The following is a 12,447-nucleotide window of genomic DNA, read 5'->3' on the forward strand; positions in this document are numbered from 1 at the left end:
CGGATCGTCGTCCTGATGCTCGGCGTCATCGGGGCAGTGGCCCTGGCTGTCGGCGTCCGCGGGGCGGCCGAGATCATCGCGCCCGCGATGCTCGCGCTGGTCCTGACCATCGCCGTGCTCCCGCTCGGCAACTGGGCGCGACGCCACCGGTGGCCGGGGTGGCTGGCCACCCTCGGGGCGCTGGTCGCGGCGTACGCCATCTTGCTGGTGCTGCTGATCGGCACCGTCGTCTGCCTGGTCAGGCTGGTCGACCTGCTCCCCCAGTACGCCGGCGACGCCACGCAGCTCTCTGCCCAGACCAACGACGCGCTGTCCCGTGTCGGGCTGGGCTCCGACCAGGTGCAGGACGCCCTCGCCAAGGTCGATCCCACCCAGGTTGCCGACGTCCTCGGCACCCTGCTCTCGGGGATCCTCGGCGCGCTCGGCAACCTGTTCTTCCTGGTCACCGTGATGTTCTTCTTCGTCGTGGCCGCACCGGGATTCAAGCCGCGGATGGCCTGGCTCCGACGGAGCCGGCCCCATCTGGACGCGTCGCTCGCGAAGTTCGTCAACGGCACGCAGCGCTACCTGATCGTCACCGCGCTGTTCGGGGCCATCGTCGGAGTCCTCGACGCCGGAGCGCTGTGGCTCATCGGCGTCCCGCTGCCACTCGTCTGGGGCTTCTTCTCCTTCATCACGAACTTCATCCCCAACATCGGGTTCGTGATCGGCATCATCCCTCCGGCGCTGCTCGCCCTGCTCGACGGCGGCTGGGAGCAGATGGTGCTGGTCCTCGTGGTCTACAGCCTGCTCAACGTGACGATCCAGACCTTCATCCAGCCACGCTTCGTCGGCAACAGCGTCGGCCTGAGCGCCGAGCTGACGTTCCTCTCGCTCGTCGTCTGGACGTTCCTGCTCGGTCCGCTGGGGGCCCTGCTCGCGGTGCCGATGACGTTGCTGCTGCGGGCGTTCTTCATCGATGCCGACCCACGCGCCGCGTGGGTCAATCCGCTGATCGACGCGCAGGTCGAGGACCCGGATCCTGCCTAGCTGCGTCGTCACGGACCGGGTTGGTCAGGGGCAGCAGGCCCTCGACCCGGGCCTCCGCGACCACTCCCGGCTTCAGCACCCCCGCCCCCGGGGTGCCGGTGGAGATGATGTCGCCCGGGAAGAGCGGCATCATCTGGCTGTGGAAGCTGATCAGGTCCCGCGGGGCGTGGGTCATGTTGCCCACGACGTTGCGGCGGACCTCGGCGCCGTCCAGGAAGGTCGCCACCTCGACGTCCTCCAGTGCCCGTGAACGCAGGAACTCGTCGAGGGTGACCACCTCCGGGCCGAAGGAGAAGAACGTCGGGAAGTTCTTCGACCGGGTCAGGTAGCGGGGGTTGAGGGCGAGGATGTCCTCCGCCGTCTGGTCGAGGACCGCACAGACGCCGAAGACGTGGTCCAACGCCTGGTCCGGGGGGACGTTGCTGGCTTCGCGGCCCATGACCACGCCGAGCTCGCCCTCGCCGGTGGTGCGCTCGCTCTGGTGAGGGATCACGATCTCGTCTCCCGGTCCGACGATCGTGTGATCGGCCTTGATGAACGACGCGGGCTGACTCGGTGTCTCCTCGTGCAGGTCGCCGGCATGGTCGGCGTAGTTCAACCCGATCCCCCAGATCTTGCGCGGGCGCCGGTAGGGCGGCCGGTACGTCGCCTCGCCGGCCTCCACCAGCTCGCGCTCCCCCAGTGCCTCGGCCCCCTGCGCGATCGGGTCGAGCAGGTCGCGGGCTGCGCTCTGCTCGATGAGGGTCAGCAGGTCACCCGCCAGCGACGGATCGAGCCGGTGCAGGGGAGCCCACCGGCCATCCTGCCGCCGCACGCAGCCCTGTTCGGTGCCGTCGACCACGACCGTCGCGAAGCGCATGGTGGCCACGATATGACGGCCGATGAGGACCGAGAAGGTCGTCGGCCCGGCCTCGATCAGGGGACCAGACCGCTACGTGACCCATGCGGGGGACCACCGAGTGGCACCAACGGGTCATATGGCCGCGAGCCACCACGGCGTTCCCGCGACCGGCGTACGTTGTGCTCTGGGACGCGCGCGCCCGGACGGAGCCCCCGACGGTCTCGCGGGCCGCGCCCGTGGGAGGTGGGCCGTGCTTCACCTGCCATGGCCCCGCCATCTGGTGGTGCTGGGGGTGCTCGGAGCCGGGTTGACCCTGTTGGTGGGTGCCACCGCGATCTTCTCGCTGGCCCGCACCGTCACCACGGCCCAGGAGATGGGTCAGCTCACACGGGCCCAGCGGCTCCACCAGGACGCGGACATGATGCACGACGCGCTGCGCGCCGACGTGGGGAACGCTCGGCAGGCCCTGCACTCGCCCCGCGCGCCCGGCACGACCGAGGACCTCGTCGAGACGACCCGGGCCCACGCTCGACAGTTCCGGCGCGACATCGACGAGCTGCACGCGATGGACCTGCCACCGGCGGTCGCCGGGGCCGTCGCGGACCTGGTGCCCGTTCAGGACGCCTACATCGCCACGGGGCAGCGCCTCGTCCGGTCGATGCTCCGGACGGGGAGGGTCGACGACGTGGCCGTCGACCGGTTCCAGTCCATGTTCGAGTCGCTGGTCACCACACAGGAAACCACCACCGCCGTGCTCGCCGACAGCTCCGCCGCGCTGGAGCGGGAGCAGGCACAGCACGAGCGCGTCACCGCCCGCCTGCTGGTCGTGGGCTCGGGTGCGGCCCTCGCGTGCTGGGCGCTGCTGGTGTGGATGCACCGGCGGGAGGGGGCCAGGCTCCGCGCCGCGCTCGGCCGCGAGGCGGCACAGCGAACCATGGCCGACGAGCTGCAGCGCGGCCTGTTTCCCGACCAGCTGCCCGTCATCCCGGGGGTCGGACTCGCGGCTCGATCCACGCCCGGGAACTCCTCCATGCAGGTCGGTGGTGACTGGTACGACGTCATCGCGCTCCCGTCCGGCGAGGTCGGGCTGGTGGTGGGCGACGTGGTCGGCCACGACCTTCCCGCCGCTTCCGCCATGGGACAGATCCGGGCCTCCTTGCGCGCCTTCGCCGTCCACGAGACGTCGCCGGCCACGGTGCTGTCGCGGGTCAACACCATGGCGGACATCCTGGGCGTCACCGACCTGACCACCTGCCTGTACGCCATCGTGGATCCCGCCGACGGCACCTTCCGCTGGTCGAGCGCCGGCCATCTCAACCCACTCATCGTCGGCGCCGCGGGCGACGCCAGGCTGCTGCACGGCGACCCGGGGCCGCCGGTCGGTTCGAGCGACACCGCGCTGTACGTCGACCGATCCAGCCAGATCCCGCGCGGAGGGTCGCTCCTGCTCTACACGGACGGGCTGGTGGAGCGACGGTCGAGCTCGATCAGCGACGGGCTGGCACGCCTGGAGTCGGTCCGCATGCCCACCACCGGCCCCGATGAGCTGTGCGACCACGTGCTCACCACACTGCTCGGCTTCGGATCGCCAGCGAGTGACGACGTCACCGTGCTGGCCCTGCAGCCGCTGCCCGTCGAGACTGCGATCGCATCGCCGTACGTCGGAGGCCTCGGCGACACGGCGTGATCCCGCGATCTCACGTCGACGCCGACGGGTCCGGTCCCTGTCGCGTCCGGGCTGGCTCGCTGCTCGACAGTGGTTGACGTGCCGGCAGGACCGATTCGTCCACCGTGAGTCGGACTCGTCAAGCCGCCGGCCGCACAGGCTCGCAGATGGTGGGCGTCGCCCAGAGCTCGGCGCAGGTGTTGCCCCGGGCGGCCGCTGTCGCGATGGCAGGAGGACTGCACCTCGAGGGTCTCGCCCTGTGGGTGGTTGCGGTCAGGGCAGGGTGGCCCCGCCCGACCCCGAGCGTCGCGCCGTACCAGACGAGCGGGACACGCCGCCTCGTCGTCCGGTCGAGCAGGTTCCGTACGCCGACTTTCCCGACCACGACCCCGGTGACGACGACCGCAGCAACCGCAAGGCCTATGGAACCGGGCTAGCCGTTGCGCGAGGACGGGAAGTGCACGCCGACGACCCCGGAGACCGTGCACGCCAGGACCCGGGCCAGCTCCCGCTCCCCGTCGTCGGCCGGACCGTCCACCGTGGCGACACCGTCGGACACGTCGACCAGCCAGTCCAGCCCGGTCTGCCGGAACAGCTCGTCGACCTCGGCCTCGATCCGGGGGTCCTCCCGGGAGAGCAGCCGAATGATGTCCCGCCGGCTGATGACGCCCACCACTTCGTCCTCGTCGACGACCGGCAGGCTCTTCACGACCGTGCTGGTCATCAGCTCCGCCGCCTGGGCGAGCTCGGTCCCGCTGGAGACGGTCAGCGCATGGCGGCTCATGATGTCGGCGACCCGGGCATGTGTCGGGGGCGTGCTCAGGCGGACCAGGCGCTCGTGGACTCGCTGGTCCGGGACGACCATCTCCCTGATGACATCCGCCTCGCTCACGACGCCGACCAGGCGCCCGACCTCGTCGACCACCGGCATGGCGGCGATCGAGTGGCGCTCGAGAAGCTGGATGGCGTCCTTGACGGCCGCCGACTGCGGCACCGTGACGGCCGGGCTGGTCATGACCTCGCGCACCAACATCCGAACCACTCCTTACACCCGCTCTGTTGTCCGTGCCGCCGAAGGCCGCCCGGGACGGTCGGCTCCACCGTCACCTCAGTCTTCGTGCTCCGGGAGGATCGGGCACAGGGCCATTGGGGCTTTCGGCACAGGCCCAACGGCCCTGCGCGGTACGTTCGGAACACCGCAGGATGTGCCTGGAGGTGAGCCCATGGCCCAGGGAGTCGTCGCACGTGCAGCCGATGTGCTGCTGGCCGACGGAAGGATCGCGTCCATCCGCCCCATGGTCCCCGAGGACCATGCGGAGCTGATCGCCCTGCATGACGGAGTGGGTGACGACAACCTCCGGCTGAGGTTCTTCTCGCTGAACCGCGAGGCCGGTCACCGGTACGTCGACCACCTGGTGCAGGGAACCGGCAACACGGTGGCGACGCTCGTGGCGACGGTGCGCAACCGCATCGTCGCTCTGGCGACCGCTGAGCGCGCCGATCACGACTCGGCCGAGGTGGCCCTGCTGGTGTCGGACGTCGAGCACGGCCACGGGCTCGGAAGCCTGCTCCTGGAGCACCTCGCCGCCGCCTGCCGTGACCAGGGGGTTCGTCGTTTCGTCGCCGAGGTCCTCCCCGAGAATGCGGCGATGATCCGCGTCTTCAACGACGTGGGCTTCGACGTCTCCCGGAGGAGCCAGTCGGGGGTCGTCTCGGTGGAGATGAGCACCCAGGCCTCAGCGACGGCCGTCGCGGCAGCGGACTTGCGTGAGTCGGTCTCGGAGGCCCGCTCGCTGGCTCCCTTGCTGCACCCCAGGAGCGTCGCGGTCGTCGGTGTCCGGCGCGAGGGTGCCGGCCTCGGCCACGCCGTGCTGACCTCGATCACGCAGCGGGGCTTCCGCGGACACGTGTTCGTCGTCCACCCCGACGTTCCCTCCATCGACGGGGTTCCGGCCTTTCCCCGTCTGGCGGACGTCCCCGAGCACATCGACCTGGCGATCATCGCCGTACCCGCGCAGCGCGTGCTCGCGGCGGTCGAGGACGCAGCGGACGCCGGGGTCTCGTCGGTCGTCGTCATCTCCTCCGGGCTCGGAGAGCTCGGCCCCGAGGGGGCCGAGGTTCAGCATCAGATGGTCCGGGTCGCGCGCCGGAACCACATGAGGCTGGTCGGGCCCAACTGCCTGGGCGTCATGTCCAACGATCCCGACATCAGTCTCAACGCCACCTTCTCGCTCAGCGACCCCCCGGCGGGGGGCCTGGCGGTCGCCTCCCAGTCCGGCGGAGTGGGGATCGCCCTGCTCGACGTGGCCCGAGAGCTCGGGCTGGGTGTCCACACGTTCATCTCGCTGGGCAACAAGGCGGACGTGTCGGGCAACGACCTCCTGGCCGCGTGGGTCGACGACCCCAAGGTCACCGCAGCGGCGCTCTACCTGGAGTCGTTCGGGAACGCCCCGAAGTTCGCGAGGCTGGCTCGCCGCTTCGCCGAGCGCAAGCCGCTGCTGGCGGTCGTCGGCGGACGATCGGCCGGAGGCCGGCGGGCGGGGGCGTCGCACACCGCCGCGGCCGCCTCACCGGCCGTCGGGGTCGACGCCCTGCTCGCACAGGCCGGAGTCCTCGCCTGCCGCAGCGCGGAGGCGATGGGCCGGATCGCGCTACTTCTCTCCGAGCAGCCGCTCCCGGCCGGGAAGAGGGTGGCGATCGTCAGCAACGCCGGAGGACTCGGCGTGCTCGCGGCCGACGCTGCCGACGCCCACGGACTCCTGGTCCCGGAGCTGCCGGTCGAGCTCCGTGCCCAGCTCGACGGTTTGGTGTCCGGCACCACCGGGACCAGCAACCCGATCGACCTCGGCGCCGGCGCGACCGCCGACCACCTCTCCGGTGTCCTCGAACCCCTGCTGGACAGTGCCCAGGTCGACACCCTGCTCGTTGTCCTGGTGCCGACGAGCGTCGCGCCAGCCGAGCCCCTGGTGGAGGCAACGGCCCGAGCTCGCGAGACCCACCCTGAGAAGCCCGTCGTCCTGGTCGGACTGGGCGGCCTCGGACAGCACGTCGCGGGCGTCACCGTCTACCACGCGGTCGACCACGCCATCGAGGCCATCGCCCAGGCCGCGACGTACGCCGAGTGGAGGCAGACGCCCCGCGCCGAGCCCGCGGCGCACGACCCGGAGCGCGCGTCCACTGTGCGCGCCATCGCACGAGACCTGCTGAGAACCTCCGGGCCGGCCGGATGGGTGCGTGCCGACGACGCCACGAGGCTGCTCGAGCCCTACGGCCTGATGCCCGTGGGAGGCATCGCCGCGAACCCGCTGGAAGCATCGGAGCTCGCCGGCACGCTCGGGTTCCCGGTGGCGGTCAAGGTCGCCGACAGGAACATCGTGCACAAGACCGACCGGGGACTGGTCCGGGTGGGGCTCGAGTCGAGCGCGGAGGTGATCGCGGCCACCCGTGCCTTCGAACACGAGCTCGGACGCACAGACGTGCCCGTGCTCGTCCAGCCGGTCGTGGACGGCGTCGAGATCGCGCTGGGCGTGGTCCGCGATCCCGGGTTCGGGCCGCTGGTCATGGTCGCCGCCGGCGGCATCGCCACCGGGATCCTGGATGACCGCGCCTTCCTGTTGCCGCCGTTCACCCAGCTGGACGCCGCACGCGCGATCCGGTCGCTGCGGACCTGGCCCATGCTGGAGGGCTACCGCGGGGCCGCGCGGACGGACACCGACCGGCTGGAACGTGTCCTGGTGACGCTCGGGGAGCTCTCCGTCGACGTTCCCGAGGTCGCCGAGCTCGACTTCAACCCCGTGATGTGCACTCCCACCGACGTCGTCCTCGTCGACGTGAAGATCCGGCTGGCCGAGGCCAGCCCGGTCAACGCGGGCATCCCCCGTCAGCTGCGCGTCCAGCCCTGAGCGAGTGCCCTCAGCCGAGCTGGGAGCCCGAGGTCGGTCTCGGCCACGAGAGGCAGCTCGGGCCACTGGGTGAGCAGGTGCATGACCAGGGTGGATGCCGCACCCGGACCTGGCGGCCTCGCCTGCGGCGAAGGCGAGCGCTTCATCGATCGGGTCGTGCCCTGGGCGACCACGACGGGGTTCGGGTTCTGCTCGTTCATGACAGGCTCCGTGTGCGGGGTGAGCGCACCCGCTTCGACGATGGCCCGTCCCGCCCCGTACACGTAGGGACCAACGGCCCCTGGCCCCCGGCCGGACGCCCCTGATCTGACTCCCCGCTCCGGGGCAGGCTGGAAGCTGACACCCCCTGCCCCTCGCTGGAGGACGACATGAAGGCGCTGCGACTGAACGCATGGAAGAGCGAGCCGGTTCTCGAGGAAGTCCCGAGACCGGAGCCCGGTCCGGGCGAGGTGGTGGTTCAGGTCGGTGCCGCAGGAGCGTGCCACTCGGACCTGCACCTGATGCACGACTTCGAGGCCGGAGCACTGCCGTGGAGTCCCCCGTTCACGCTCGGGCACGAGAACGCCGGGTGGGTGCACGCCATCGGCACCGGCACCCGGGGCGTCGAGCTCGGCCAGCCGGTCGCCGTCGTCGGCGCCTGGGGGTGCGGCACCTGCCGGCACTGCCTGGATGGCCTCGAGACCTACTGCGAGCGACCCGATCTGGCGCCAGTGCCCGGGGGCGGGGGTGGCCTCGGCCTCGACGGCGGCATGGCCGAGTACATGCTTGTGCCGGCTGCACGGCACCTGGTGCCGCTGCCCGATGGCCTCGACGTGGTCCACGCCGCCCCGTTGACCGATGCCGGGCTGACGCCCTACCACGCGGTCCGGCGATCTGGGCACAAGCTGGGTCCGACGGCGACCGCCGTCGTGATCGGGGTCGGGGGCCTGGGGCACATGGCGGTGCAGATCCTGCGCGCCACGACCGGCGCACGTGTGGTGGCGGTCGACCCCCGGGGCACTGCACGAGACCTCGCGGGCCGCTACGGCGCCGACCTCTCCCTGTCCCCCGGGCCGGACCTGGTGCAGGAGATCCGGGAGTTCACCGGCGGCATCGGTGCGGACCTCGTGATCGACTGCGTCGGCTCGGACGACACTCTCGCCGCCGCTGCGGCCTGTGCCCGGCAGCTGGGAGACATCACGATCGTCGGCATCGCCGGCGGCACCCTCCCGGTCTCCTTCTTCGGCGTGCCCTACGAGGTCAGCGTCCAGACGACCTACTGGGGCAACCGGCGCGAGCTCGTCGAGGTGCTCGATCTGGCCTCCCGTGGGCTGCTGACCGCCGCGACGTCGCTCTACACCCTCGACGACGCCGCCATGGCCTACCAGGACCTCGCACACGGCAGCGTCGACGGCCGCGCCGTGGTCATCCCCACCGATTCCTATCAACCCTGACGAGACGAGGAGATCACCATGAAGACCGTGATCGTGTACGAGTCGATGTTCGGCAACACCGAGCACATTGCCCGCAAGGTCGCGGACGGGCTCGCCGAGGCGGGTAGCCGCACCACGCTTGCCGATGTCCGCGAGGTCGGGCCAGATGACCTCGCCGAGGCCGATCTCGTGGTCATCGGGGCACCGACGCACGCGTTCTCCCTGAGCCGGCAGTCGACCCGGGAGGACGCGGTTCGACAGGGGGCGGACCCGTCACGGGCCGCACTGGGCGTGCGTGAGTGGCTGGACACCTTCGCCGCGGCATTCCCGCTCGCTGCGGAGCGTCCGCGGGTGGCGGTGTTCGACACCCGTGTCGAGAAGGTCCGACGGCTTCCCGGCTCCGCAGCCAAGCGGGCGGCCAAGGCCCTGCGGGCCCACGGTTTCGCCCTGCTCGACCGCCCGACCAGCTTCTACGTCGCCGATGTGCACGGCCCGACCACCTTCGGCGAGTTCTACCGGGCCCACGACTGGGGAGCCCGCCTGTTCGAGCTGGCCCGGCAGCCGGACCTCGAAGCCTCCTGAAGGACCGTGAACAGACGGTGGACAAGGAGATCGCCATGACACCCACGTCTGCCCGGGGCTCCGTCCCCGACGTCGATCGGCAACGGCACGACCGCTACCTGACAGGGGCGGTGGCCTCCTGGGTGAGCGAGGGCATCATCAGTGACGAGCAGGGCCGCCGCATCCTGGCCCGCACCCCCGAGGCCCCGGCGACGCGGTCCGGCGGCTCGCCACTCGTCGCGGAGGCCCTCGGGTACGTCGGCGGCATGGTGGTCCTCGTCGGAGGTCTGCTCATCGGCGCCCGCTACTGGGCCGAGATCGGGGTCACGGCCCGACTGGTCATCCTCGGGGCGCTGACGGTCGGGCTCGTGGTCGCGGGCGCCGCCGTACCCTCGCGGCTCGGAACGGCCGCACACCGGCTGCGCGCCGTGCTGTGGACGGCCTCACTCGTGGCACTGGCCGCCACCCTCGTCGTCCTCTCGGTCGACGTGCTCGACCTCGGTGGTCAGTCCATCGTCCTCCTCGCCTCGGCGGGAAGCACAGTGCTCGGACTGCTGCTCCATCGTCGCGACAACTCGTTCCTTCTCCAGGTGGCGACCGGCGTCGCCGTCATCGCGGCATCCGGCAGCGCGGCCGCGGTCGTCGTCGAGCCGGAGACCACCCCCGGAGCGGCGATCTGGGCGGTGGGCGCAGCCTGGGCGCTTCTCGGATGGGGAGGAGTGCTCCGCCCGCGCCAGGGGGTGATGGCGGTGGGCGGGATCGCGATGATGGTCGGCGCCATGTTCACGATCGACCATGACGCCGGGGTGGCGGCCGCGATCCTGACCGCCGGACTGCTCGTCGGCCTCTCGTTGGTGACAAGGGACCCGATCCTCCTGGCCGTCGGCGTCCTCGGTGCGTTCCAGGCGTTGCCGGTGGCCGTCTCGCGATGGTTCCCCGACAGCGTGGTTGCTCCGCTGCTGCTGGTCCTCCTGGGCCTCGGTCTGGTGGCGCTCGCCGTCCTGGTCATCCGCCGTCAACCCCGCGGTGGCGTCGCCCACCGAGCGGTCCTGGACCGGCGGGTGGCGGTTCTGGCGGCCATGGCCATCCTCCTGGCGGCCGTGCCGACGATCCTGGTGCTCGGCGCCGTCACCACCTGAGCCGGACGGACCGGTCGGCGGCAGCCCCGAGCGCCGCGCCGGCTCGAGGGTCAGGCACACCCGGTTGCGCGCTCACCGGGCGGCGGCAGTGCCTGATCGGCCGACCTCAGCTCCGCCGCCCTCCCTGCGACCCCACCCGGTGGCGCCTGCCGGTGCCAGCGAGACCGGCACCACCCGAGGCTCGGCGGAGATGCCACACCCAGCAGGAACAGGGGGCTGGGCCACTAGGCGGGATCGGAGTGACGCACCAGATCGGAGAAGAGCTCGACGTACTGCGCGAGGTGGCGATCCCCGACGTACTCCTGGGCCACCCGGGCCTGGGCCGCGGCGCCCAGGCGACTGGCGAGCCCGGCATCCGCGAGGGGGCGGCCCAGGATGCGGGCGAACTCGTCGATGTCGTAGGGATCCTCCACCAGGAGGCCGTCGCGGCCGTCGACGATCTGGTCCTGGATCCCGCCCAGCTTGCTGGCCACGACCGGTCGGCCCTTCCACATGGCTTCGGTGACCGTCAGACCGAACCCCTCCACGAGACTCTTCTGCACGACGACGGCGGCGTGCCGCTGGAGGGCATTGACGATGATGGCGTTCTCGTCGCCGTCGTCCATGGGAACGCAGGCCAGGTGCACGCGTCCGCGGACCTCCGCGGGGAGGTGGCGCCACTCCTCACGGCAGTCACCGAGCACCTCGGCGCCCTCGGGGTCGTCGGCCACTCCGGAGACCTCGGGCCCGGCGAGCATCAGGTGCGCGCCGTTCAGGTCGTCCTCGTCGACGGCGCGGACGAAGCCCTCCATCACGCCCGCCATGTCCTTGAGCCGGTCCCACCTGCTCACCTGCACCACGAGCGGCACGGTCGGCGGGGGTGGATCGGTGCCCAGCAGAAGTCCGCCCGAGCTGCGATGGGACCGAACGGTCCCGGGCGTTCCGTCCCGGCGGAGGAAGTCGACCCGTCCCTCCCGACGGCCGTCCGCGACCAGTCCGGCCCTCGCCAGGATTGCGGTGACCTGCTCGGGCGCCAACGCCATGTTCTTGAGCGCGAGCGGGTCGATGGAGGGTGGGATGACGGCCAGCAGCTCGCCGTCGACCCACTGCGGCGCGTACGCGCGACGAGAGAACACCAGCCCCTGGGCGTGCCTGACGTACGGTCGCAGGAACTCCCATCCGGCATCGGTGACGTCGTTCGGTCGGTCACGACCCACATGGCACCGCCACACCACCCGCGCTCCGATCTCGCGCAGGCCCTCGGCCAGACCTGCGGTCTGCGGATCGTGGAGGAGGACGATGTCTCCGGGCGAGACGCGACGGACCAGCTCCGCCAGGTTGGCCCGGAGCACCTCTTCGTAGTGCGCGTGCTCGGCCGGGCCCAGCGGTCCACCGTCCCCGGGCTCGCCGTGCAGCACGTTGTGCAGGCGCTTGGTGATCGCGAAGAACCGCGGATCGCCGTCCAGCACCAGCCAGCGGTTCTCGATCCCGGCCCCCTTCGCGTAGGCGAGCAGGGTCTGCAACATCTCGGCGACCCCACCCCCGTGGGAGGTGGCGTTCACGTGCCACACCACCCGGTCACCGAACGCCGAGCGGGCCCGGTCAGCAGCGGTGGCCAGCCGCTCCGCCCGGTCGGCCGGGAGAAGCGCCGCGAGCTGTCCGAGATCGACGGGCCGGACGCTGACCTCCTCCATGCCTTTCATGGTCCCGTGTTCGGGCGTGCCGTGCCAGCGTTCAGGGTGGACACGCATCGGACCGCTGCCGGCGCGGTGGCCCGTGGAGACCACGGGCGCCGATGAGAGATGGCAGCAGCACCGGGTGCGGAGGGCGACTGCACCCCTTCGGGCCCCCCTTCGGAACCGCGGCCGAGATCGGGAAATAAGTCCCCCGGCAGCGTGCCTTCGTCCCCTGTGGGCGC

The 12,447-nt window shown here is 71.4% G+C and carries 10 protein-coding genes; 6 read left to right on the forward strand and 4 right to left on the reverse strand.

Annotation, left to right across the window (positions count from 1 at the left end; translation table 11 throughout):
• The coding region (locus VFN12_RS10400; protein ID WP_325118593.1) for an AI-2E family transporter at positions 1-1,029 on the forward strand (1,029 nt) is incomplete at its 5' end.
• Here the strand turns inward: VFN12_RS10400 and VFN12_RS10405 are convergent.
• Positions 983-1,888: a fumarylacetoacetate hydrolase family protein gene (locus VFN12_RS10405; RefSeq protein ID WP_325118594.1), complete on the reverse strand. Its 906-nt coding sequence runs from the start codon at positions 1,886-1,888 to the stop codon at positions 983-985. The genes VFN12_RS10400 and VFN12_RS10405 overlap by 47 nt on opposite strands.
• A 232-nt stretch (positions 1,889-2,120) precedes the next feature.
• On the opposite strand from VFN12_RS10405, the gene VFN12_RS10410 reads away from it, so the two are divergent.
• Positions 2,121-3,557, forward strand: coding sequence for a PP2C family protein-serine/threonine phosphatase (locus VFN12_RS10410; RefSeq protein WP_325118595.1), 1,437 nt, complete (start codon positions 2,121-2,123; stop codon positions 3,555-3,557).
• Between the two features lie 412 nt (positions 3,558-3,969).
• Here VFN12_RS10410 and VFN12_RS10415 read toward each other — a convergent pair whose 3' ends face one another.
• The gene (locus VFN12_RS10415) at positions 3,970-4,569 is read right to left on the reverse strand and encodes an HPP family protein (RefSeq protein WP_325118596.1); all 600 of its coding nucleotides are present in this window, start codon (positions 4,567-4,569) and stop codon (positions 3,970-3,972) included.
• Between the two features lie 190 nt (positions 4,570-4,759).
• Here VFN12_RS10415 and VFN12_RS10420 point away from each other — a divergent pair, with 190 nt between their 5' ends.
• On the forward strand, positions 4,760-7,438 hold the full coding sequence (locus VFN12_RS10420) for a GNAT family N-acetyltransferase (RefSeq protein ID WP_325118597.1): 2,679 nt from the start codon (positions 4,760-4,762) through the stop codon (positions 7,436-7,438).
• Here the strand turns inward: VFN12_RS10420 and VFN12_RS10425 are convergent.
• Positions 7,417-7,638 (reverse strand): hypothetical protein, encoded by a 222-nt coding sequence (locus VFN12_RS10425; RefSeq protein ID WP_325118598.1) that lies wholly within the window; start codon positions 7,636-7,638, stop codon positions 7,417-7,419. The genes VFN12_RS10420 and VFN12_RS10425 overlap by 22 nt on opposite strands.
• 168 nt (positions 7,639-7,806) lie before the next feature.
• On the opposite strand from VFN12_RS10425, the gene VFN12_RS10430 reads away from it, so the two are divergent.
• The 3 genes from VFN12_RS10430 to VFN12_RS10440 are packed head-to-tail and all read left to right on the forward strand — an operon-like array spanning position 7,807 to position 10,550.
• On the forward strand, positions 7,807-8,871 hold the full coding sequence (locus VFN12_RS10430) for an NAD(P)-dependent alcohol dehydrogenase (RefSeq protein ID WP_325118599.1): 1,065 nt from the start codon (positions 7,807-7,809) through the stop codon (positions 8,869-8,871).
• A gap of 18 nt (positions 8,872-8,889) precedes the next feature.
• On the forward strand, positions 8,890-9,432 hold the full coding sequence (locus tag VFN12_RS10435) for a flavodoxin family protein (RefSeq protein WP_325118600.1): 543 nt from the start codon (positions 8,890-8,892) through the stop codon (positions 9,430-9,432).
• A 35-nt stretch (positions 9,433-9,467) separates the two neighbouring features.
• Positions 9,468-10,550: a DUF2157 domain-containing protein gene (locus VFN12_RS10440; protein WP_325118601.1), complete on the forward strand. Its 1,083-nt coding sequence runs from the start codon at positions 9,468-9,470 to the stop codon at positions 10,548-10,550.
• 224 nt (positions 10,551-10,774) lie between these two features.
• Here VFN12_RS10440 and VFN12_RS10445 read toward each other — a convergent pair whose 3' ends face one another.
• Positions 10,775-12,223, reverse strand: coding sequence for a glycosyltransferase (locus tag VFN12_RS10445; RefSeq protein WP_325118602.1), 1,449 nt, complete (start codon positions 12,221-12,223; stop codon positions 10,775-10,777).
• Positions 12,224-12,447: the final 224 nt, after the last annotated feature.

It is taken from the genome of Nocardioides sp. (assembly GCF_035703625.1).
Taxonomy (GTDB): domain Bacteria; phylum Actinomycetota; class Actinomycetes; order Propionibacteriales; family Nocardioidaceae; genus Nocardioides.